This window comes from Pseudomonas salicis (genome assembly GCF_057128705.1).
The window spans coordinates 21242-45284 of the sequence record NZ_JBSKHU010000011.1 but is presented as its reverse complement, the minus strand read 5'-3'; the positions used below and the strand labels follow the sequence as shown (position 1 = coordinate 45284).

At 60.4% G+C, this 24043-nt stretch carries 15 protein-coding genes; 1 reads left to right on the top strand and 14 read right to left on the bottom strand.

The features are described 5' to 3' along the window. Positions 1 to 22: 22 nt before the first annotated feature. The 3 genes from ACWKWE_RS29105 to ACWKWE_RS29095 form a co-directional block, all read right to left on the bottom strand. The gene (locus ACWKWE_RS29105; protein ID WP_371928629.1) at positions 23 to 325 is read right to left on the bottom strand and encodes a DUF2845 domain-containing protein; all 303 of its coding nucleotides are present in this window, start codon (positions 323 to 325) and stop codon (positions 23 to 25) included. A gap of 15 nt (positions 326 to 340) precedes the next feature. Next, positions 341 to 3319 carry a DUF748 domain-containing protein gene (locus tag ACWKWE_RS29100; RefSeq protein WP_483852471.1) on the bottom strand — a complete coding sequence of 993 codons (2979 nt, stop codon included), beginning with the start codon at positions 3317 to 3319 and terminating at the stop codon, positions 341 to 343. Positions 3320 to 3432: 113 nt separating this feature from the next. Then, positions 3433 to 4449, bottom strand: a complete 1017-nt coding sequence (locus ACWKWE_RS29095) for a class I SAM-dependent rRNA methyltransferase (RefSeq protein ID WP_483852470.1) — start codon at positions 4447 to 4449, stop codon at positions 3433 to 3435. Between the two features lie 673 nt (positions 4450 to 5122). Between ACWKWE_RS29095 and mgtA the strand changes: the two genes are divergently transcribed. Further along, entirely contained in the window at positions 5123 to 7834 is a 2712-nt protein-coding gene (gene mgtA / locus ACWKWE_RS29090; RefSeq protein ID WP_483852469.1) for a magnesium-translocating P-type ATPase, read from the top strand. Positions 7835 to 7982: 148 nt separating this feature from the next. Here the strand turns inward: mgtA and ACWKWE_RS29085 are convergent, their stop codons facing one another. From ACWKWE_RS29085 to ACWKWE_RS29035, 11 genes are all read right to left on the bottom strand, one after another. Next, entirely contained in the window at positions 7983 to 9161 is a 1179-nt protein-coding gene (locus ACWKWE_RS29085; RefSeq protein WP_483852468.1) for an acetyl-CoA C-acetyltransferase, read from the bottom strand. A 342-nt stretch (positions 9162 to 9503) separates the two neighbouring features. Beyond that, the gene (locus tag ACWKWE_RS29080; protein WP_483852467.1) at positions 9504 to 10373 is read right to left on the bottom strand and encodes an oxygenase MpaB family protein; all 870 of its coding nucleotides are present in this window, start codon (positions 10371 to 10373) and stop codon (positions 9504 to 9506) included. 168 nt (positions 10374 to 10541) lie between these two features. Next, the gene (gene acs, locus ACWKWE_RS29075) at positions 10542 to 12479 is read right to left on the bottom strand and encodes an acetate--CoA ligase (protein ID WP_483852466.1); all 1938 of its coding nucleotides are present in this window, start codon (positions 12477 to 12479) and stop codon (positions 10542 to 10544) included. A 198-nt stretch (positions 12480 to 12677) separates the two neighbouring features. Then, positions 12678 to 14342: a glucose-6-phosphate isomerase gene (gene pgi, locus ACWKWE_RS29070; RefSeq protein WP_341961954.1), complete on the bottom strand. Its 1665-nt coding sequence runs from the start codon at positions 14340 to 14342 to the stop codon at positions 12678 to 12680. A 302-nt stretch (positions 14343 to 14644) separates the two neighbouring features. Beyond that, entirely contained in the window at positions 14645 to 15499 is an 855-nt protein-coding gene (panC, locus tag ACWKWE_RS29065) for a pantoate--beta-alanine ligase (RefSeq protein ID WP_341961956.1), read from the bottom strand. Next, on the bottom strand, positions 15496 to 16296 hold the full coding sequence (panB, locus tag ACWKWE_RS29060) for a 3-methyl-2-oxobutanoate hydroxymethyltransferase (protein WP_483852465.1): 801 nt from the start codon (positions 16294 to 16296) through the stop codon (positions 15496 to 15498). The genes panC and panB overlap by 4 nt, the downstream gene beginning before the upstream one ends. Before the next feature lie 429 nt (positions 16297 to 16725). Then, positions 16726 to 17205, bottom strand: a complete 480-nt coding sequence (folK, locus tag ACWKWE_RS29055) for a 2-amino-4-hydroxy-6-hydroxymethyldihydropteridine diphosphokinase (protein ID WP_483852464.1) — start codon at positions 17203 to 17205, stop codon at positions 16726 to 16728. 5 nt (positions 17206 to 17210) lie between these two features. After that, complete coding sequence (locus ACWKWE_RS29050; RefSeq protein WP_166598283.1) at positions 17211 to 18608, bottom strand: polynucleotide adenylyltransferase PcnB; 1398 nt, start codon at positions 18606 to 18608, stop codon at positions 17211 to 17213. A gap of 791 nt (positions 18609 to 19399) precedes the next feature. Beyond that, positions 19400 to 20839: a sigma-54-dependent transcriptional regulator gene (locus tag ACWKWE_RS29045; protein ID WP_166598282.1), complete on the bottom strand. Its 1440-nt coding sequence runs from the start codon at positions 20837 to 20839 to the stop codon at positions 19400 to 19402. Positions 20840 to 20861: 22 nt separating this feature from the next. Beyond that, the gene (locus tag ACWKWE_RS29040) at positions 20862 to 23816 is read right to left on the bottom strand and encodes a sensor histidine kinase (RefSeq protein WP_166598281.1); all 2955 of its coding nucleotides are present in this window, start codon (positions 23814 to 23816) and stop codon (positions 20862 to 20864) included. After that, a complete protein-coding gene (locus ACWKWE_RS29035) occupies positions 23800 to 23976 on the bottom strand; it encodes a hypothetical protein (RefSeq protein WP_002552060.1) in 177 nt (58 codons plus the stop codon). Before ACWKWE_RS29035 ends, ACWKWE_RS29040 begins: the two co-directional genes overlap by 17 nt. Positions 23977 to 24043: the final 67 nt, after the last annotated feature.

The following is a 24043-nucleotide window of genomic DNA, read 5'->3' as shown; positions in this document are numbered from 1 at the left end:
GCGTGAACGATGGACGCAGGACTCAATTCCCCCGCTTACTATCAATCCGCACCAACCGCCCACCTTCGAAACGAAGATACTGAAACATCCCGCTGTTCGGGCCGTAGACCCATTCCTGGACCTGCACCTGATCGACCTGGCGGAAATGGTTGACGGTTTCTTTGTAGCCGACGATGTCTTGGCTGACCGGCTGGCCGCATTTCTGCTGCACTTCGAACATCCGGTCACCGACGCTGATCAACTGACTGCCGCAACGCAATGTATCGGCCTGGCTCAAACCGCTCAACGTTGCCAGACCGATAATGGCCACGGTCTTGGTGAACACACTCTTCAAAAGTCTTTACTCGCTGTCCAGGTGCAAGGGGCTGATGACGCGTCCGTCTTTTTCCGGCTGACCGAGGGAGGCGTCCACGAAATAGACCCGATCATCCGCCAATTGTCCCTTGTCCACCAGATAGTCCTTGATGCTGCCTGCCCGGGCCTGACCCAATTGGCGCAGCAGTAAAGCGCTGGAACTCCAGGATTTGAGCACGGCCTCGCGCAGCTTGTTTTGACGTTCTTCCTTGCCCAGGTCCACCCATTCCGCCGGTGGTTGCTGTTTGAGGCGGGTGCGATAAATGCCTTCGAGCATCGGTGCTTTCTCGTCATCAGGCACCTTCAGATCGCCCGCCTGTGCTGGCACCTTATCGCCGCGTCGCTGGAGAATTTTGTAGTACGTGCTCTGGTATTCACGCTCCAGACGCTGTTGCGCAATGAGCGGCCCATCGCTGGCCTCGGCGCTGGTGCCTTCGATTTCCAGGCGCAGGGCAGGGCGCTCTTTCAGGGCAGCGGCCAGCTTGTCCAGCGACGCCTGCGCCTCGCCACTCAAGTCGTCCGAACCGGGGGCGAACGCCACGGTGCCCAAATCTTCCGAACCGCCACCGCTGATCAAACCGCCGATGAATTTGAACGGCGCGGCGGCAGCCTTGACCACCAGGTTGCGCAGGGTCTGCCAGACAATCGGCATCACGCTGAACTGCGGATTGTTCAGGTCACCGGTCACGGGCAGTTCGATGGAAATCTTGCCGTCCACATCCTTGAGCAGCGCAATCGCCAGTTTGAGAGGCAGGTTCACGGCATCGGGACTGTCGACCTTTTCACCCAGCTGCAATTGCTCGACCACCACCTTGTTCTCGGCCTTGAGCTGGCCTTTGGTGATCAGGTAATGCAGGTCCAGGTTCAACCGGCCCTTACGAATGCGGTAGCCCGCGAACTTGCCGGAGTAAGGCGTCAATGTCGTCAGCTCAACGCGCTTGAAGCTGGTGGCGATGTCCAGACTGGCCAGCGGGTTGAACGGGTTAAGCGCGCCTTTGATGGTGACCGGCGCGTAGCGGTCGACCTTGCCCTGAATGTCCACCGGGGCCGGTTTGTCCTGCCGGTTATCAAGGGTGCCGATCTTACCGTTGAGCTGCTGCACGGCGGTCGCAAAGTTCGGCGTAAGGCTGAAGTCGGCGAAGTTGGCTGAGCCATTGTTGATGTTCACCTCGCCGATATGAATGCCCATGGGCTTTTCGGCGGACGCGGTTTTCGGTTTCGGTGCGGGTTTCGCCTCAGCTTTGGTCGTAGCAGGTGCCCCGTCGGCAGGCTGCGGAATCAGCAAGTCGTCGATGTTGGTGGTGCGGTCGTCAGCGATCACGAAACGCGCATAGGGCTGTTCAATATTGATCTTGGCGATGCTCAGGCTGTCGCCGAGCTGGAAGTTCAGGCCCTCAACGTTCAGTTGCTGCCATTTCACGAAATCCCGGGATTTGAGCGTGTCCAGCGTGTGCAACTGATCGACCTGCGCTTTGCCGGTGATGCCCAGCGCCAACGGCTCGGTGCTTTTAAGGTCAACGGCCAGGTCGGTGTTGAGCATGCCGCTGCGCACTTCCAGGCGAATGAACGGCGTGACGTAGGACTGCGCGAGGCGCAGGTCGATGTCGCGGGTCGTCACGTTGAGCTTGGCGCGCACGGGGTCAAGATTGACTTCGCCTTCCGCCGTCAGCTTGCCCTGTTTCCCCAGCCCGGTGTCGAGTTTGATGTTGAAGGGCGATTTGTTGAGGCTGTCGAAGTTTGTCAGGTCCAGATTGAGCGGGCCGACTTCCAGCGCGACTGGTTCCTTGGGCACTTTGTCGGCCAGGTGCACGCGGTAATCGCGCAGTTGAGTGTCGCGCAACAGCACTTGCCACGGCTTGCTCGGCACAGCAGGTTTTGCGCTGGCGGTGGTTTCGGTGCCAGAGGCCGTCGCGGGTTGCTGCTTTTCGGCGTCGGCTTTCTTCTGTTCGGTCTTCGAGGGCTGGCTGGCAAACAGCTTCTGCCAGTCGAGTTGGCCATCGGATTCGCGAGCGGCCCAGGTTTCCAGGCCCTGACTACGAATCTTCCCGACGGTGACCAACTGCTTCGCCAGATCAAGCGATGTGTCGCTGACTTCCAGGTTTTTCAGGCGCACCAACGGGCGACCGTCCGGTGCATCGATGGCCAAAGGCGCGACTTTGAGTGACGTGTTGTCCAGCCGCAGCTCGGTTCCCTTGGCCAGATTGAGCGTGTAATGGGTGCTGAGGTTGAGCACGCCATCCTTGAGCACCAGCGGCAAGGCGTCGCGCACGTAGGGCCACCAGACTTTCATTTTGCCGTCGGTGACTTTCAGCGTGCCTTCGGAGCTGATCGGCACCAGGCTGATTTTGCCCACCCAGTCAATCTGACCGCCTTCGGGACCCGCCGCGACCAGCGTCATGTCGGCGTTGTCTTCGGGCAGAGTGCTGAGGTTTTTCAGTTCGAAATTCAGGGCGTCGTAGAGGAATTCGATGGGCTCGCTGGGGCGCTGGTCCTGGAAATGCACGAAGCCGTCAGACAGCTTGATCTCGCCGATGCGCAGCGGGAACGGCTTGCTCGGCGGTTCGTCAGGTTTGGCGGGTTCGCTGGGTGGCAGCTTGAACAGGCCAGCCAGATTGAGTTTGCCGTCCTTGGAAAACAGCAATTCGGTCTTGGGTTTGTCGAGCTTCACGGCCTGAAGGTGCAGGGCCTTGGTCCACAGGCTGTCGATCTGCAGGTTGGCGTAAAGCCGTTCGAAGCCGATCTGTTCCTTGCCCGGTGCGCCGATGTTCAGGCCCCACAGGGTTACTTCCAGGGTGTAGGGATTGAGTTCGAGGCGGTCCAGCCTGGCGGGCACCGTGGCGTAATTCGCCAATTGCTGGTTGATCACCCGCAACGCAATGCCGGGCAGGATAAGGAACCCCAGCACGCTGTAAATGGCGAAGACGGCCAGCAAGGCGCCGATGGCGCGTTTCAATCCTTTGGGCATGTAGGTCGCCAACTCTCTCGGTCTGAGGTGCCTTTGAGTATGGCACGCCAATCTGGTTCCGAAGTCGCGGCTCTGCATTCCTTGTGGGAAATTTCCCTACAGCGGGTGGGAGATCAAAGCTGCAAGATCAAGGTCTTGAGTGGGGGCTGCTGATCCATCGACGGAAAATCGACGCCGGGCGTCATCACCTGCCAGTCGCGAACAGGCCGACCAAGCTTGTTGGCGCAGCGCAGCACTTGTTCGCGCCAATCTTCCATGCTGACCTTTGCCAGATTATTGCAGCAGATCAGCACGCCGTTTTCGGCGGTCGCCAGCAGCGCGGGCTTGAGCAGGCTTTGGTAGTCGCGCAGCAAGTCGACGGTACCGAAGGCGCTCTTCGCCCACGCAGGCGGATCGAGCAGTACGAGATCGAATTGACGCTGTTCCAGACGCACGTAGCTGGGGAGTTTCTGGCCACGACGGGAGGCAATCGGCAGGCCCGCCAGTTGGCGAATGGCCGGGAAATAGTCGGACTGGATGAACTGCATCTCCGGCAATTGCGGGTTCAACTGGCCGTTCTCACGACCGACGGCGAGGTTGCCTTCGGCGAAGTCCAGATTGCAGACCTCCCGCGCGCCGCCCGCTGCTGCGCTCAAGCCGACGCCGCAGGTGTAAGCGAACAGGTTCAGCACGCTTTTACCCTTGGCATGAGCCTTGACCCAGCCGCGGGTGTTGCGCAGGTCGAGAAACAGCAGAGGGTCCTGACCGGCATGACGGCCGCGCACTCGATAGTTCAGCCCCCATTCGTGGCCGATCAGATCGTTCAGCGCGGCGTCGTCGGCTTTATAGACAGCGTCTGTGCGATCAATCCGCGAGTTGCCGTGGGAGCGGTCGTTGTAGACCAGCATCAAGTCCAGATCCAAACGGGCATTGATCGTGGCGTGGGCCGCCAGCAAGGTGTCGCGGTCCAGGCTGTTGTGAAAGCTCTGCACCAGCAACTGCGGGCCGTAGCGGTCGATGGTCAGTCCGCTCGCGCCTTCCTGGCTGCCATGGAACAAGCGATAGCAGTCGGTGCCTTCAGAATGCAGCTCGGCGAGCAGGGCTTGACGGTTGTCGAGGGCGACGCTGAGCGCCTGATTCAAGGAAGACATGCTCGGCGCCTTGGGGCAGGAATAAGGCGCGCGAGTTTAACAGTTCGGCCAACGGCAGTGTTGCAGCTGGCGCTTGCCAGTGAGGCGACACGGAACCCTGTGGGAGCGAATTCATTCGCGAAAGATAGGTCAGGCGACAGCGATGTGTCGACCTTACTGACGTCTCGCGAATGAATTCGCTCCCACAGGGATCGGCGGCGTCCGTGCTGAGGCGTCGTTCATTCCCCCGGGACGAGTCGCAAGACGGTCGCGTCACCTGTAGGAAACGCCCTTCCTGAACCTTCCCTGAATCCCCGCGCAATAGTCTCTGCAGGTCCCGTAATGGCGGTTTACTCTCATAAAAGCCGGGCGTATTCTTCGCCCGTTTTCAACAGATGCGGAGACCCACAGTGGGTACTTGTTCGAGTGACAGACGTCAGCCGGTTCTGACGACCGGCCAATCCTCGGCAAGATAACGCGCAGTCTTTTCACTGCCGTTATCTCGCTGATAAACGCGAGAAACGGCAGGCGATTCTTTTTCCTGTCCTTCCCTGACGCCCAGGCACCGTGCGCCGTTTTTCGGTCGCGCGGGCTTATCGTTGTGCGCCGTTCACACTGATCGACGCGCAGTGCGCTCGGCTGTGCCTCCTGAATCTCCATGAGCCGTAAGCCCTTCAATTCAGGGGACACCATCATGAAGTTCGCCCTTCTCAAAGAGTTCTTCGCAGGCTTCCTGCGCACTCGCCACTTCGCCCGGCACTTCCGTCGGCTGGCGATGCTCGACAGCCTCACCGACGCCACCGTCAGCCGCGAAGTCCCGCCCACTCTGGCGCAAACCCTCACCCGGGGTGCCAGCAGCGACGTGCCTGAATTGCTCGCACGCCTGCACACCCACCACGACGGCCTGAGTGAGGACGAGGCCCTGGCCTTGCGCCAGCAACATGGCCTCAACGAAGTCGAGCACGAACAGCCGCTGCCTTGGTGGGTACATCTGTGGCACTGCTACAAAAATCCGTTCAACCTGCTGCTGACCCTGCTGGCCTTCATCTCATGGCTGACCGAGGACATGAAAGCCGCCACCGTGATCTTCTCCATGGTGGTGCTCTCGACCCTGCTGCGCTTCTGGCAGGAAACCCGCTCCAATCAGGCCGCCGATGCGCTCAAGGCGATGGTCAGCAACACCGCGACCGTGCTGCGTCGTCAGGAAACCAAGTCGCAGCGCATCGAGCTGCCGATTAAACAACTGGTGCCAGGTGATCTGATCGTGCTCTCGGCTGGCGACATGATCCCCGCCGACTGCCGCGTGCTGACTGCCAAAGACCTGTTCGTCAGCCAGGCGGCGATGACCGGAGAATCAATGCCGGTGGAGAAATTCGCCCGCCGTCAGGAAGTCGATACCGGCAATCCGCTGGACCTGGAAAACATCCTGTTCATGGGCACCAACGTGGTCTCCGGTGCGGCGACCGGGGTGATCCTAGCGACCGGCAATCACACCTATTTCGGCGCACTGGCTCAGCGGGTCAGCGCCACCGACCGCGCACCCACTTCGTTCCAGGCCGGGGTCAACAAGGTCAGCTGGCTGCTGATCCGTTTCATGTTCGTCATGGCCCCGTTGGTGCTGTTCATCAACGGCTTCACCAAGGGCGACTGGATGGAAGCGCTGCTGTTCGCGCTGTCCATCGCCGTGGGCCTGACCCCGGAAATGCTGCCGATGATCGTCACCTCGACGCTGGCCAAAGGCGCGGTGTTCCTGTCGCGCAAGAAAGTCATCGTCAAACGTCTGGACGCGATTCAGAACTTCGGCGCCATGGACGTGCTGTGCACCGACAAAACCGGGACGCTGACCCAAGACAAAATCTTCCTCGCCCGCCATGTGGACGTGTGGGGGGATGAGTCCGACGACGTGCTGGAAATGGCGTATCTGAACAGCTACTACCAGACCGGCCTGAAAAACCTGCTGGACGTCGCGGTGCTGGAACACGTGGAAATCCACCGCGAGCTGCAAGTCGGCACGGCGTTCAGCAAGGTCGACGAAGTGCCGTTCGACTTCAACCGTCGGCGCATGTCGGTGGTGGTGCAGGAGCAGGGCCAGTCGCATCTGCTGATCTGCAAAGGCGCGCTGGAAGAAGTGCTGGGCGTGTGCAACCGCGTGCGTCATGGCGATGCGGATGAAGCGCTGACCCCGGAACTGCTGGAGCGCATCCTGCAGGTCACGGCGGAATTCAACGAAGAAGGCCTGCGCGTCGTGGCTGTGGCTGCGCGTGCAATGGACGCGGGGCGTGACACTTATGGGCTGGCCGATGAAAGCGACCTGACCCTGATCGGTTACGTGGCCTTCCTTGATCCACCCAAAGAAAGCACCGCGCCTGCACTGAAGGCGTTGGCTGAACACGGCGTGGCGGTAAAGGTGCTGACCGGCGACAACGAGCGCGTGACCGCGAAGATCTGCCGTGAAGTGGGGCTGGAACGTCAGGGCCTGTTGCTGGGCGGCGACGTTGAGCGCATGAGCGATGCTGAACTGGCAGTGGCCGTGGAAACCACCAACGTGTTCGCCAAACTGACGCCTTCTCACAAGGAACGCATCGTGCGGCTGCTCAAAGCCAACGGCCACGTGGTGGGTTTTATGGGCGACGGCATCAACGACGCGCCAGCACTGCGCACCGCTGACATCGGCATTTCGGTGGACAGCGCGGTGGACATCGCCAAGGAAGCGGCCGACATCATCCTGCTGGAAAAAAGCCTGATGGTGCTGGAGGAGGGCGTGCTGGAAGGGCGTCGTACCTTCGCCAACATGCTCAAGTACATCAAAATGACGGCCAGCTCGAACTTCGGCAACGTGTTCTCGGTGCTGGTGGCCAGTGCGTTCATTCCGTTCCTGCCGATGCTGCCGATGCACCTGCTGGTGCAGAACCTGCTGTACGACATTTCGCAGATCGCCATTCCGTTCGATAACGTCGACGAGGAACTGCTGAAAAAACCGCAACGCTGGCAGCCTGCGGACGTGGGGCGTTTCATGGTGTTCTTCGGGCCGATCAGTTCGATCTTCGACATCACCACCTTTGCGGTGATGTGGTATGTGTTCGGCGCCAACACACCTGAACATCAAACCCTGTTCCAGTCAGGCTGGTTCGTGGTGGGGCTGCTGACTCAGACGCTGATCGTGCACATGATCCGCACCCCGAAAATCCCGTTCCTGCAGAGCCGCGCGGCCATGCCGTTGATGGTGATGACCGGGGTGATCATGGCCGTGGGCGTGTTCCTGCCGATGGGGCCGCTGGCGCACTACTTCAAACTGCAGGCGCTGCCACCGCTGTACTTCGTCATCCTGCCGGTGATTTTGCTGGCGTACGTGGGGCTGACTCAGGCGGTGAAGGGGTTCTACGTGCGCAAGTTTGGGTGGCAGTGAGGTAAAGCCGATGCCTACGGCGGGCTGAAAACGACTATGGGAGCGAATTCATTCGCGAGGCATTGGTTCAACCAACACATGTGCGTCGGTTGAACCATTTTTCGCGAATGAATTCGCTCCCACAGGGGGAGTTGCGGTGTGGGTGAAATTACCGCGCCAGTACCAACGCCACGCCCTGACCCCCACCGATGCACAGGGTCGCCAGACCCTTCTTGGCATCGCGTTTGATCATTTCATGCAGCAGGGTCACCAGAACGCGGCAGCCCGACGCACCGATCGGGTGGCCGATGGCGATGGCGCCGCCGTTAACGTTGACCTTCTCCATGTCCCAACCCAACTCTTTGCCCACCGACAGCGATTGCGCGGCAAACGCTTCGTTGGCTTCGATCAGGTCCAGCTCATCCAGCGACCAGCCCGCTTTGTCCAGGCAACGACGGGTGGCGCTGACCGGGCCGATGCCCATGATCGCCGGGTCAACACCCGCGTTCGCGTAAGCGGCAATGCGCGCCAGCACCGGCAGGCCCAACTCTTCGGCTTTTTTCGCGCTCATCAGGATGACCGCAGCGGCACCATCATTCAGCGACGAGGCGTTACCGGCGGTCACGGTGCCGTCTTTCTTGAAGGCCGGCTTGAGTTTGCCCAGGGATTCGGCGGTGGTGCCTGCACGGGGTTGTTCGTCGGTGGCGAAGGAGATCGGGTCGCCTTTGCGCTGAGGGATCAGGATCGGGGTGATTTCATCGACGAAACGCCCGGCTTCGATGGCCGCAGCGGCTTTCTGCTGCGAGGCGGCGGCGAAGGCGTCTTGCGCCTCACGGCTGATGCCGTACTTTTCCGACAGGTTCTCGGCAGTGATGCCCATGTGGTAATCGTTGAACGCATCCCACAGGCCGTCGCTGATCATGGTGTCGACCATAGTCGCGTGGCCCATGCGCAGGCCGGTACGCGCACCCGGCATCACATAGTTGGCCAAGCTCATGCTTTCCTGACCGCCCGCAATGATCACGTCAGCGTCGCCGCAACGGATTGCCTGAGTGCCCAAGTGCAGGGCCTTGAGGCCCGAACCGCAGACCTTGTTCAGGGTCATCGCGGGGACCGCGAACGGCAAACCGGCCTTGATTGACGCCTGACGCGCCGGGTTCTGGCCAGCACCGGCAGTGAGCACTTGCCCCATGATCACCTCATCGACCTGCGCCGGGTCCAGACCGGTCTGGGCCAGCAACTGACGGATCACCGCTGCGCCCAGATCAACAGCCGACACATTCGCCAACGAACCCTGAAAACTGCCGACCGCGGTGCGGGTGGCGGCAACGATTACGACGTCTTGCATGGTACGAATCCTCACGGTTGTGGGTGTAACGCCCGGGCCTGGAGACAAAGCTGAAAAGGGAGGCCCGTGGCCGGGAAATCAAAGGGGCACATGGTGGCATGAATGACGGTGGTAATTTAAGCGTTTTCTTGATTGCGCTGACTGTTCAAGATTGTTCCTTCCCGCGAGCCCTGTATTGGTAGTGCCGGCCCTCGCGAGCAAGCTCACTCCTACAGGGGATGCGATCAACTGTAGGAGTGAGCTTGCTCGCGAATGCTGACGTCAGGACATTGAAATGTTTTGAATGTACCTGCCCTTTCGTGAGCACGCTCACTCCTACAGAAGGATAGGGTGATGCCGGTCTCAGAGAACTCCCATCCTGCGTCGCGCCCGATGCACCGACGCATTGCGCACGGCCCATCTCAAGATCGGTGCGGTCCGGTTAACCCCCGCGCGGATCATTTGGCGTTTGAAACTCCCCATCCGGATATCGAACATCCCGCTCGCCCATTCCGGCATCAATTCAACCCCGGCCTGCATCATCAGACGCCCCATTGGCTTGGCCATGCGGCTGGGTGCCGGGGCATTCTGCAGGACGCTGAACACCTCACGCGCCCGGTCATCACACACCAGCTGCGGGCGCATCCGATGCAGGTAAGCGTCGATTTCAGCGGCCGATCGCGGAATGTCGCGCGCACCCAGACGCTCCGCCACGAGCGCGGTTTCGGCGTAATAGCAGTCCTGAGCGTCGAGGGGCAGGTCCGGATTGAGGTATCGCAAATGTGCAGCCATGAAACTGCTCACTTCGGCCACGTGCACCCACGTTAGCAGCGCCGGGTCATCGGCCTTGTACGGGGTGCCGTCCGGGGCGATCCCGCTGATCTGCGAATGGATGCTCAGCACCTTGTCGATCAGCCAATTGGCGTCGTGGGTCGAACCGAATGTGGTGCCGGAGATGAACTGCCCGGTTCGCCGCAGCCGCCCGAGCAGGTCTTGACGAAAGTTGGAATGGTCCCACACCCCAGCCAGCACGCGAGGGTGGAGCATTTGCAGCATCAATGCGCAAATGCCGCCGATCATCATGCTCGGGAAATCGCCGTGCACCTGCCAGCACACCGCCTGCGGCCCGAACAGACCTGGATCGCCCTTGGGGTTCTCCATGTCCAGTTGGCCAAGGGCCAGGCCGGTCATGCTCATGACCTGGGTTTCGATGCGGGTGCGGATGAATTCCATGGGTGTCCAGTCGAAAGATGGAATGCCAATACTGTAGGAGCGTGGCTTGTCCCGCGATCTGCCGGAACGGCAGTAAAAGCCTGCGATCAGCAGTGCACCTGACACTACACGTATGGCGGTTTTACGACGGGTTCCCCGCCGATCGCGGGACAAGCCACGCTCCTACCTCTATCGGTTAAGGCGCTTCTCGATCAACCCCTCCACGACACTCGAATCCGCGAGGGTCGAGATATCCCCCAAACTGCCGATTTCGTTGCAGGCGATCTTGCGCAGGATGCGCCGCATGATCTTCCCGGAACGGGTTTTCGGCAAGGCCGGGGCCCACTGAATCAGCTCCGGTTTAGCGAAACTGCCGATTTCCTTGCTGACCAGCGTCAACAGTTCCTTCTGCAACGCCTCGTCCGGCTCGATCCCGGCCATGGTGGTCACGAATGCATAAATGCCCATGCCTTTCACGTCATGGGGGTAACCCACCACCGCTGCCTCGGCCACGCTGTCATGCAATACCAACGCGCTCTCGACCTCCGCCGTGCCGATGCGATGCCCGGACACGTTGATCACGTCGTCCACCCGCCCGGTGATCCAGTAATGCCCGTCCTGATCCCGACGCGCGCCGTCACCCGTGAAGTAATAACCGGGGTAGGGTTTGAAGTAGGTGTCGATCATGCGTTGCTGATCGCCATACACACTGCGAATCTGCCCCGGCCAACTGGCCTTGATCGCCAATAAGCCGCTGGTCGCGCCCTCCAGCTCATTGCCTTTTTCGTCGAGCAGCACGGGCTGTACGCCAAACATCGGCTGAGTGGCGCAGCCCGGTTTCAGGGGCGTTGTGCTGAGCAGCGGGGTGAGCATCGTGCCGCCGGTTTCGGTCTGCCACCACGTATCGACGATAGGGCAGCGGGCTTTTCCTACTTTATGGAAATACCATTCCCACGCTTCCGGGTTGATGGGCTCACCGACCGTGCCGAGAATGCGCAGGCTTTCCCGGCTTGTCGTTTCCAGCGGCTTCGGCCCCTCACGCATCAGTGCTCGCAATGCCGTTGGCGCGGTGTAGAAGATATTGACGTGGTGCTTGTCGATCACCTGCCAGAAGCGCGAGGTGTCGGGGTAATTCGGCACGCCTTCGAAAATCAGCGTGGTGGCACCGTTGGCCAGCGGGCCGTAGACGATGTACGTGTGTCCGGTGACCCAGCCGACGTCGGCGGAGCACCAGAAAATCTCGCCCTCGCGATAATCGAAGACATGCTGATGGGTCATCGCCGCTTGCAGCAGGTAACCGCCGGTTGTGTGCAGCACCCCCTTTGGTTTGCCGGTGCTGCCCGAGGTGTAGAGGATGAACAGCGGGTCTTCGGCGTCCATCGGTTCGGGCGGGCAATCGTCGCTGATGCCGTGAAGCGCTTCGTGATACCAGATGTCGCGGCCTTCGACCCACTCGACCTGGCCTTCGGTGCGCTTGACCACCAGCACCGTGCTGACGTTCGGGCAGCTTTGCAGGGCTTTGTCGACGTTCTGTTTCAACGGCACGTATTTGCCGCCGCGCACACCTTCATCGGCGGTGATGACGGTGTGGCAATCAGCGTCGAGAATCCGGTCACGCAGGGCGTCAGGGGAAAAGCCGCCGAACACCACCGAATGAATCGCGCCGATGCGGGTGCAGGCCAGCATTGTGTAGGCCGCTTCCGGAATCATCGGCATGTAGATGCACACCCGGTCGCCTTTCTTCACGCCGCGCTGCTTCAGCACATTCGCCAGACGGGCAACGTTGTGGTGCAGCTTCTTGTAGGTGATTTCGGCGGACTCGGAGGGATTATCGCCTTCCCAAATGATCGCCACTTGGTCGCCGCGCTTTTCCAGATGACGGTCGATGCAGTTGTAACTCACGTTCAGCGTGCCGCCTTTGAACCACTGCGCGCTGCCGGTCTTGATGTCGCACTGCTGGACCTGATCCCACGGCGAGAACCAGTGGAGAAATTTTTTCGCCTGCTCGGCCCAGAAGGTGTCGGGCTGCTCGATGGATTGCCGGTACAGGCGCTGATAGTCATCGGCACTGAGTTGAGCGGCTTTGCGCGTCGCGTCGGCGTGTGGGAAATCGCTGATATTGAACATGGCGTCTCCTGTTTTTCTTGTGATGTTGTGTAGCCACAATAGGACATCAGAGTCGATCGTGTCGGCAGGGTTCAGGCGGGTCGGATTCAGTCGTGCTCTCTTTTGATTCTGCCTTTCGGCTTGACTCGGTGATCCAAATACACAAAACCCGCCGCCTCTTGCGAGGGGGCGGGTTTCGGGTGTTGCGCCAAGGCGGTATCAGCCGCGGTGACGACCGCGGAAGTAATTGATCAAGCCTTGAGTGGACGCATCTTCAGCAACGGTTTCTTCCGTGCCGACGAGGCGGCTGTAAACGCCTTTGCCCAGTTCTTTGCCCAGCTCGACGCCCCACTGGTCGAAGGCGTTGGTGCCCCAGACCACGCTTTGGACGAAGACTTTGTGCTCGTACATCGCGACCAGCGCACCCAGACGACGCGGGCTGATGCGCTCGACGACGATGGTGTTGCTCGGACGGTTGCCTGGCACGACCTTGTGCGGCGCGACACGCTGCACTTCGTCTTCCGACAGGCCTTTGGCGCGCAGTTCGGCTTCGGCCTCAGCGCGAGTCTTGCCGAGCATGAGAGCCTGGCTCTGCGACAGGCAGTTGGCGTATAGCCATTGGTGGTGGTCGGACACCGGGTTGAAGCTGACGATCGGCACGATGAAGTCGGCCGGAATCAATTGGGTGCCTTGGTGCAGCAGCTGGTGATACGCGTGCTGACCGTTACAGCCCACGCCACCCCAGATCACCGGGCCGGTGTCGGTCTTCACCGGCACGCCGTCCTGACGAACGCTCTTGCCGTTGGATTCCATGTCCAGCTGTTGCAAATGCTTGGTGATGTTACGCAGGTAGTGGTCGTACGGCAGGATCGCGTGACTTTGCGCGCCCCAGAAATTGCCGTACCACACGCCGAGCAGGCCCAGCAGCGCCGGCATGTTTTGCTCGAACGGTGCGTTCAGGAAATGCTGGTCCATGGTATAGGCACCGGACAGCAATTCCTTGAAGTTGGACATGCCCACGGCCAAAGCGATTGGAAGACCGATGGCCGACCACAGCGAGTAACGACCGCCGACCCAGTCCCACATCGGGAAGATATTTTCTTCACGGATGCCGAACGCCACGGCAGCCGCGTTGTTGCTCGACACCGCGATGAAGTGACGGTACAGCTCCGCCTCGGAGCCGCCCTGAGCCAGATACCAGGCGCGCGCCGCGGTAGCGTTTTTCAGGGTTTCGAGGGTGCTGAAGGTCTTGGACGAGACGATAAACAGCGTGGTTTCCGCACGCAGCTTGCTGGTCAGTTCGTGCAGCTCTGTGCCGTCGATGTTCGCCAGGTAGTGGCAGCGAACGCCTTTCTGCGCGTAGGACAACAGCGCTTCGGACACCAGCTCAGGGCCGAGAAACGAGCCACCGATGCCGATGTTAACCACGTCAGTGATCGGCTTCTCGGTGTAACCGCGCCACAGACCGTCGTGAATGCGGCCCACGAGGTCGGTGATCTGGTTCAGCACCTTGTGCACTTCGGGCATCACGTTGACGCCGTTCACCAACAGCTTGTCGCCCACTGGACGGCGCAGCGCGGTGTGCAGGGCCGGGCGACCTTCGGAAGAGTTGACCAACTCGCCGTCGTATTGCGCTTTGATTGCGTCTTTCAGGCCCACTTCGTTGGCCAGATTGACCAACAGCTGACGGGTTTCGGCGGTGATCAGGTTCTTCGAGTAGTCGAGAAATAGCCCGGCACTGCTGAGGGTGAATTCGTTGAAACGCTGCGGGTCTTCGTTGAACGCGTCGCGCATGCTGAAATTCTGCATCGCTTTGCGGTGGTCGGAGAGCGCCTGCCAGGCGGGCAGGGTGGTGACGTCATGAGGGTTGCGGTAGTACGCCATCGCTGCGGGTTTCCTTGTACTTGAACTGCCTTTGGACGTTGAAAAGCCAGGGGCGGGTCGAATGCGTGCGCTCTCCGAAGCCTAATCCTCGGACGCGCCGATGTCTGCGCCTCGCTTTACCTTTGCTCGGTACTTTTTCTCACAAGGTAGTGTCGCCCGTGTGGGGCGACCTGTACCGGTATGGCATTGCGGGTGTGGCTAAGTTCATTGCCCGGAGCCAGATAGAGCCTGCGCGGGCTGAAGTTTCATGAAACGTTCTGGGACTGAGCATAGTTGCGAATCCCGAGACCATGGCGTTCCGTTTACGGGGCCGTGGTCAGGTGCAGATTGTCGATCAGGCGTGTCTTGCCCAGGAACGCGGCGCCGAGCACCACCAGATCCTGATCGCCCGGGGTCGCGGGGCGCAGGGTCACGGCCTGGCGGATTTCCAGATAGTCCGGACGGAAACCCGCGCTTTCGAGGGCCTTCCTGCCGTCATCCAGCAATTGTTCGTGGTTCTGCTCGCCATTGTGCAGCGCGTCACCGATCTGTTTGATGACACGGTACAGCGCAGGGGCAGTCGCACGTTCCGCTTCGGTCAGGTAACCGTTGCGCGAAGACAGCGCCAGGCCATCGGCCGCGCGGACGGTGGGCTCGCCAATGATCTGGATCGGCATGTTCAAGTCGCGCACCAGCGCGCTCACGACCGCCAGCTGTTGAAAGTCTTTCTGGCCGAAGATCGCGATGTCGGGCTGAACCATGTTGAACAGCTTGCTCACGACCGTGGACACGCCGTCGAAATGGCCGGGGCGACTGCCGCCACACAAGCCTTCAGACACGACGGGCACACGCACGATGGTCTGGTCGGCCATGCCGTGGGGGTACATTTCTTCGACCGTGGGCGTGAACAGCAGATGGCAACCGGCTTGCAGCAGCTTCTCCTGATCGGCCGCCAGCGTGCGTGGGTAGGTGGCCAAGTCCTCTGTAGGACCGAACTGCAAGGGGTTGACGAAAATGCTCGCCACCACGAAATCGGCACGTTGCGCAGCCTTGGTCACCAGCGCGGTATGACCGCTGTGCAGGTTGCCCATGGTCGGGACCAGCGCGATACGTTTGCCTTCGCTGCGGGCGCGGGCCACGGCGGCGCGCAGTTCACGCACGGTTTTTACAGTGTTCATGCCGAGAATCCGTGTTCAGGGGCCGGGAAGCTGACGTCTTTCACGGCGCTGACGTAGGCGGCGATGGCCGATTGAATGTCAGGCTGGCCGATCATGAAGTTCTTCACGAACTTGGGCACGCGCCCGGTGATGGATAGACCCAGCATGTCGTGCAGGACCAGCACCTGGCCATCGACGGCGCTGCCCGCGCCGATGCCGATCACCGGAATCTTCACCGCTTGGGTAATTTCCTGCGCCAGCTCGCTCGGCACGCATTCCAGCAGCAGCATCGCGGCCCCGGCTTGCTCCAGGGCAATGGCGTCAGCACGAATCTGCCGCGCCTGCGCTTCCTGACGGCCCTGCACTTTATAGCCGCCCAGCACGTTGACGGTCTGCGGCGTCAGGCCCATGTGTGCGCACACCGGAACGCCCCTTTCAGCCAGCAAGCGAATCGACTCGGCCAGCCAGCCCGCGCCCTCGATCTTGAGCATGTGCGCGCCCGCCTGCATCAACGTCGCGCTGCTGGCGAATAGCTGTTCCGGGGTGGGGTAGGACATGAACGGCAGGTCGGCGAGGATCAGTGCACCCTGATTGCCACGTTTGACGCTGGCCACGTGGTACGCCATGTCGGCGTTCGTCACGGGCAGGGTGCTGTCGTGACCCTGCAAAACCATGCCCAGCGAGTCGCCCACCAACAGGATTTCAACGCCTGCCTGTGAAGCTGCGTGGGCGAACGTTGCGTCGTAGGCCGTGAGCATGGTGATTTTTTCACCTTTCTGCTTCAGGCCCAACAGGGACGTCACGGTGATATCTGGCATGAAAAAGTCCTCATTACAGGCGCTGTGAATACGACGGCGAGCAACGCGTGATTCATTCTGCAAACGCAGGCACATCGTCGTTTCGCGATGTTTGAAAAAGCCTGTCTGGCACCTGGCAAGCCGGTCGTCCGGCTTTGGGACGCTTATCTTCGTGAGGAGGGGGCGGGAAGTCAATTCCGGGTGTTACCGGATGAGGTGGGGATGTTACCGAGACATGTAACGGCGCGCAGTGCCTGCAAACGATCTGTAGGCAACGTCGCTTCGCTCGGCGCGACGCATTACCCCTGTAGGCGCGAATTCATTCGCGATTGGACGGGTCAATCCACACACCTTCATCGGCTGTACCGAGGTCTCGCGAATGAATTCGCGCCTACAGGATTTGTACCGAGCTATGAATCGAGAATGTGCCCGAATCGCGCGCGTCGGCATTCAACCCGAGAGTCTTTCCAGCCCTTCAAACGGGCAGTCGGCCAGCAGGTCATCCAGCGCGCGGCCATCAGCGAAGGTAATCCCGGGCGCCAGCTCGGCCAAGGGATACAACACGAACGCCCGCGCCTGCATGTGATAGTGCGGGACCCTCAGACGGGGCTCGTCGATCAGCCGGTCACCGAACAACAGAATGTCCAGGTCCAGCGTCCTCGGCCCCCAGCGCTCAAGCCGCTCGCGCCCTTGACCGTTCTCGATGCCTTGCAAGGCATCCAGCAGGGCCAGTGGCTCCATTGTGGTATCTAGGGCGGCGACGGCGTTGGTGTAGCGCGGCTGACCGGGCAGCAACGAATCGCTCACGTAAAAAGAAGAAACGCCTGACAGGCTGGTGTGAGGCAACTGTCCCAATGACTGGATCGCCTCGCGCAGTTGTTCGGCAGGGTCAGCGAGGTTGCTGCCCATGCCGACATACACCCGTTCCATCACCATTACTCCGATGCGTCGGCGCCAGCGCGTTTGCGCTTGCCGCCACCGCTACGGCGACGCTTGCGCGGGCCCTGGCCGGTGGTGTCGGATTTACTGCCCAGGTCACGAATCATGTCGCGGCGACCGGATTCGTTGGCGTCCTGATAATCGGTCCACCATTCGCCCAGGCCGTCGGTTTCCTCGCCCGCGGTTTCACGCAGCAGCAGGAAGTCGTAACCGGCTCGGAAACGCGGGTTGTCCAGCAACAGGTCGGCACGTTTGCCCGAGCGACGTGGCAGACGCTCCTGCATGTCCCAAATCTCGCGGATCGGCATGGTGAAGCGCTTGGGAATCGCGATGCGCTGACACTGCTCGGCGATCAATTCGTGCGCGGCTTCCTGCATGGCCGGGATCGGCGGCATGCCGCGCTCTTGCAGGCGCAGGACGCGAGCGGGCAAGGCAGGCCACAACAGCGCAGCGAACAGGAACGCTGGCGTCACCGGCTTGTTCTGCTGCACGCGCAAATCGGTGTTGGCCAGGGCCTCGCTGATGAGCGTGTGCGTGTAGGTCGGGGTGTATTCCAACGCCTTGGCGCTGGCCGGGAACAGCGGGTCGAACAACTCCAAGTCCACCAGCATCTCGAACGTTGGTTCGGCGTAACCCGACAGGAACAGCTTGAGGACTTCTTCGAACAGCCGCGCTGCCGGAATATCGCGGAGCATGGGTGCCAGCGGGCGAATCGGCGTGGCGCTGTGCTTTTCAATGCCGAAATCCAGCTTGGCGGCGAAGCGCACCGCACGCAGCATCCGCACCGGGTCTTCTTTATAACGCTGCTGAGGGTCGCCGATCAGGCGGATCAGTCGATTACGGATGTCGTGTACGCCGTTGGCGTAATCCAGCACGCGTTCGCTGACGGGATCGTAATACAGCGCATTGATCGTGAAGTCGCGACGCTGAGCGTCTTCTTCCAGCGTGCCGTAAACATTGTCCCGCAGAATCCGGCCGCTCTCGTTGCGCGACGACTGATTGCTGTCTTCTTCCTCGTCATCTTGAGGGTGATTGGCGCGGAACGTGGCCACTTCGATGATTTCGCGACCGAAGTGGATGTGGACCAGCTTGAATCGGCGGCCGATGATGCGCGCATTGCGAAATTCTGCCCGGACTTGCTCAGGCGTGGCGCTGGTGGCGACGTCGAAGTCCTTGGGGGTGATGCCCAGCATCAGGTCCCGCACGCAGCCGCCGACCAGATAGGCCTGGTAGCCCGCGTTCTGCAAACGCTCGACGATGTTCACCGCGTAACGGCTGAATTGAGCGCGTTGCAACGAGTGTTGGCTGCTGCTGAGCACTTCAGGCGTGGTGCGCGTATGTTGCTGCGGCTTGCGCAGGGGAGTACGGAATGACTGGAACAGCTTCTTCAGCATGGGATGCACTGTTTGAAGGAATATTCGGCCAATGACAAAGAATGACCGCATGATGGGCGGGGATTCTAGCATTTAGTCGAGGGATGGTGTAGGACGCCGCGCGAACGGGCTCTGGAGGCAGGTATGGCGGGGCTGGAGCGGTTGTTACGAAGAGTTTGGAGCGGTTTTTGGCGAACGCTACCGGAAAATTGTTTTGTTTCGGAAGCTACTGGGGGAGCCGAAGCTCCCCCAAAGTGCGTGCTCTTATTTTTATTGTCTGTCGGGCTTTTTGTTTTTGTTGAGCGCCCAATTCACGGCTTTCGCCTGTGAAACCTCCCAATCGGGAGTCAAGAGCAAACGGATTGCTTTGGTCGCTGTGCTGCAGTGATCAATCGATCCAACCAGTTCAGGCGCTACCTTGGGGGGGTAGTTTTTTGTTGTTCTCAGCCTGGTTGCGGGACAAGTCCCAAATGCAACGCCTCTCCAAAAGAATCAGTTAGCTGCGCCTCCGCCGTGTTGTTTTTATTATGCGTGAGTCGATACGTCTTATTTTTATTATGGTGTTTTGCGGGTGACTGATTTTTGTTGTTCTTGTACTAAGGATATAGCAGAACGCGTGCCAACTTTTGTCGAAACGGCTACAGCCCTTTAAATCCGGGGGTGTGGCAAATCGACGCTATTTTTGTGTAGCCAAAAAAAACCGGGACTACGTTACCGTACGCCCCGGCTTTTGTTACGTGTTGCTGATGAGGTAACAGTTTTTTCACAAGTCCCGGAAGGCGCGTGCCAGAGCCTCGCGCCTGCTCCTGAGATCAGGTTTCGCTGGCTACACCGGTTTTGCGACGCGGGATGCCCAGCCGTTGACGACGCTCCCACAGGCATTTACGGCTGACGCCAAGCTTGCGCGCCAGTTCGGTCTCGGTCATGTGGTCCTGATGCTCAAGCACGAAGTGCTGGAAGTAGTCCTCCAAGGACAAATCTTCCGTAGGTTCATGAGCCGTTGAGCTGGATGAAGGCTGCTGCGGCGCCAGGCCGATGAACTCCTCGACGTCCAGATCGCTCAGCTCGATGTCGATGCCCAAGAGGTCGGCGGAAATTTCCGGGCTCTCACAGAGGATGACGGCACGCTCAACGGCGTTTTCCAGTTCGCGGACATTACCCGGCCACGAGTAGTGGCGGATCGCCTGTTCGGCGTCTGGTCCGAAGCGCAAGTCGGTACGGCCAGCTTTGGCGCTTTGGCGAGCCAGGAACGCATTGGCGATTTCGTTCACGTCCGAGCCCCGTTCGCGCAGGGCCGGCAGCTTCAAGGCAATGACGTGCAGACGGTAGTAAAGGTCTTCACGGAACTGCCCGACTTTGGCCAGGCTTTTCAGGTCTCGGTGGGTCGCGGCAATCAGGCGCACATCGACCTTCTGCGACTGTACCGAGCCAACCCGACGAATTTCGCCTTCCTGGAGCACACGCAGCAGACGGGCTTGAGCTTCGAGAGGCAATTCGCCAATTTCATCGAGAAACAGGGTTCCGCCGTCGGCGGCTTCAACCAGCCCCGCACGCCCGGCGCTGGCGCCGGTGAACGCGCCTTTTTCGTGGCCGAACAGCTCGGACTCGATCAACGTTTCCGGGATCGCGGCACAGTTCACCGAAATCATCGGTGCCTTGGCGCGGCGGGACAAGTTGTGCAGCGCTCGGGCGACCAACTCTTTACCCGTACCTGATTCACCTTGCACCAGCACGTTGGAGTCAGTCGGGGCGACCTTACGGATCTTGTTGTAAAGGTCTTGCATCGGCGGGCAAGAGCCGATGATCCCAATCTCGCCATTGCTGTTGTCAGGGGCTGATTTGTCGGACCCCGACGCCTTGCCAGCCGAGGCCACGCGTTCAGCCTGGATGCTTTGCACGGTCTGTCGGTCTCGCAGAATGCGCGACACGGCTTGCAGCATTTCGTCGTGGTCGAAGGGCTTGGCGATGTAATCCACAGCGCCCATTTTCATCGAGTCCACGGCCGAGCGGAGGCTGGCGTAGCTGGTCATGATCAGCACCGGTTTGCCTTGGCCGAGCCGGATCAGCTCGGTACCGGGAGCACCGGGCAAGCGCAAATCGCTGACGATCAGGTCGAACGAGGGGATGCTGAAACGTTCCTGAGCTTCCTGCACGGAGCCGGCTTCACTGACCTGGTACTGATTACGTTCCAGCAGGCGACGCAAGGCAGAGCGGATAATAGTTTCGTCTTCGACGATCAGAATGTGCGGCATTGATTCGATACTCTCGACGGTCTCAGTTCACAGCGGACGTCGCTTCGACATGTCGCGGTAGGGTCACCCGAATGCGGGTTCCGCGCTGTTGCTCGGGGTCAGCCGGGCTGTCGATGGTGATTTGTCCATAATGCTCTTCAACGATGGAATAGACCAGTGCGAGCCCCAGTCCTGTCCCTTCCCCCGGGTCCTTGGTGGTGAAGAACGGTTCGAACAAGCGGTCCATGATTGCTTTCGGAATTCCAGTGCCTTCGTCTTCGACGATCAAATCGACCGTATGTTCGGACGCCTCGCTTTTCACCCGCACCGCGCTGCCTGCCGGCGAGGCGTCACGGGCGTTGGAGAGCAGGTTGATCAATACCTGCGCCAACCGTTGCGGATCGCCATCGACCCAGTGGTTCGGGTTGCACAGGTTATAGAATTGCACTTCGAAGTTGCGGCGATTCAGCGCGAGCAGACCAATGGCATCCTGAGCGACCTCGGCCAGACAGACGGCTTCGTCGGCATGCTGGTGACCACCCGCATGGGCGAAGCTCATCAGCGACTGAACGATGCGCGACACGCGCTTGGTCTGTTCGATGATCTGGCTGCTGATTTCAGTGAGTTCGCCGTCTTCTTCGCGCTCCTCGCGCAGATTTTGCGCGAGACAAGCGATACCGGTGATCGGGTTGCCGATTTCGTGGGCCACCCCGGCTGCCAGGCGTCCAATGCTCGCCAGGCGCTCGGAGTGCACCAGCTTGTCTTCCAGCATCTGGGTGTCGGTGAGGTCTTCCACCAGAATCACCAAACCACTGTTGCCCGGTGCCAAGGGCTCGTCGATGGCTGCTTTGTGCAGGTTCAGCCAGCGCGTTTGTCCGTCCAGCGCCAGGCGCTGTTTGTGCAAATGCTCATCCGGCACGTTGATGAAACCGAGCAGTAACTGACGCCATGGATCGGCGATGGTCTCCAGGCGAGACCCCACCACGCGCTGGGCCCCGATGCCGGTGAGTTCTTCCATCGCCTTGTTCCACATCAGGATTTCCTGATCCTTGGCCAGCGAGCAGACGCCCATCGGCAATTCCTGCAACGTCTGGCGGTGGTAGCGACGCAGGGCGTCCAGCTCGGCGGCCAGCCCGGTGAGGCGCGAATGGTAGTCCTCAAGGCGGCTTTCAATGAAGTGAATGTCTTCGGTGACGTAGTTCTCGCTGCCCGATTTGTACGGCAGGAAGGTTTCCACCATGTCCTGAGCAACGCTGGGGCCCATGAGGCCGGACAGGTTGGCCTCGATCCGGTCACGCAAACGGCGCAGTGCGTAGGGGCGGCGCTCGTCAAACGGCAGGTACAGATCGCGCAGGGCCTGTTCGACTTCCTTCTGCGCGGCTTTGGCGCCCAGCGGCTTGGCCAGTTGCGTCGCGAACTCCTGCGGAGAAACGGCGTGCAACTCCCGACGCTGCGGTCGACGCACGTTGTCCACCGCACAGGCTTCGGCGGCGCTGGCCTCTTCAGGGCTGGGGTTGCTGAACAGCGAAATCAGGGTGAACACCAGCACGTTGGCGGCAAGCGAAGCAATGGCTGCCATGTGCCAACTGGTGTCGTCGAGCACGTAGATCATGTTCAGCAGGGGGATGTAGAAGCCCTGGAAATTGCCGATCAGCGGGAACAGCATGCTGACCATCCAGACCACGATCCCGGCGATCAGGCCCGCCATGAAGCCTCGACGGTTGGCCGCTGGCCAGTACAGCACCGACAGCACGCCTGGCAGGAACTGCAAGGTGGCGACGAACGCGACGATGCCGAGGTTGGCCAAATCCTGCTTGGCGCCCAGCAGCAGGTAGAAACCGTATCCCGCCATGATGATCGCGACGATCAGGGCGCGACGGGTCCACTTCAACCAGCGATAGATATTGCCCTCGGCGGGCGGCTGGTAGAGCGGCAGCACCAGATGGTTCAGCGCCATGCCCGAGAGGGCGAGTGTCGTGACGATGATGAGCCCGCTGGCCGCCGAAAGGCCGCCTACATAGGCCAGCAATGCCAACGCCGGGTTGTGCGCCGCGATGCCGATCCCGAGGGTGAAGTATTCGGGGCTGGTGGTGGCGCCCAGTTTCAGTCCGGCCCACAGTACCAGCGGAACGGCGAGGCTCATCAGCAGCAAAAACAGCGGCAAGCCCCAGCTGGCGCTGACCAGCGAACGAGGGTTGAGGTTTTCGGTGAAGGTCATGTGATACATGTGCGGCATGACAATGGCCGAGGCGAAAAACACCAACAGCAGGGTGCGCCAGGGGCCTTCCTGCAACGGGGTATGCAACGCCGCGAGCGCGCTTTGATTCTGTAGCAGCCATTGCTCAAGGCTCGCCGGACCGTCGAATACGCCGTACAGCGAATAAATGCCGATACCGCCGATGGCCACCAGTTTGATGACCGACTCGAACGCGATGGCGAACACCAGCCCTTCGTGTTTCTCCCGCGTGGCGATATGCCGGGAGCCGAAGAAAATGGTGAACAGTGTGATCAGGATGCAGAACGCCAGCGCGACGTAGTTGCGGACCGGCTCGCGGGTGAGGATGCCGATGGAGTCCGCCACCGCCTGAATTTGCAGGGCCAACAGGGGTAACACCCCGATCAGCATGAAAATGGTCGTCAGCGCTCCGGCCCATGTGCTGCGAAAGCGGAAGGCAAACAGGTCGGCGAGGGACGAAAGCTGATAGGTGCGGGTGATTTTCAGGATCGGGTACAGCAGCACCGGCGCCAGCAAAAATGCGCCGGACACCCCCAGATAACTGGAAAGGAAGCCGTAACCGTATTCATACGCGAGGCCGACAGTCCCGTAAAACGCCCAGGCGCTGGCATACACGCCCAGCGACAGGGTGTACGTCAGTGGGTGGCGAATGATCCAGCGCGGAATGAGCCCGCGCTCACTGACCCATGCAACGCTGAACAGCGCCAGCAAGTAGGCGGCGCTGACCAGAATCATCTGGGTCAGGCTAAAGCTCATCGGCATCTCGTTGGCTCTGCAGAATGAAAGTCACCACGATCAGGATCAGCCACAGCATATAAGGCCGATACCAGGCGCCTGTCGCGTCGATCCACCAGTCCATGATGGCTGGGGAAAAAAGGTAGATGCCTACCACCAGTAGCAGGACCAATCGATAAATGTACATTTGGCCTCCTGGGTTCACTGACGCCGGGTGAAGGAGCGGCATGGTAACGGATGGCTATCAGGCTGCA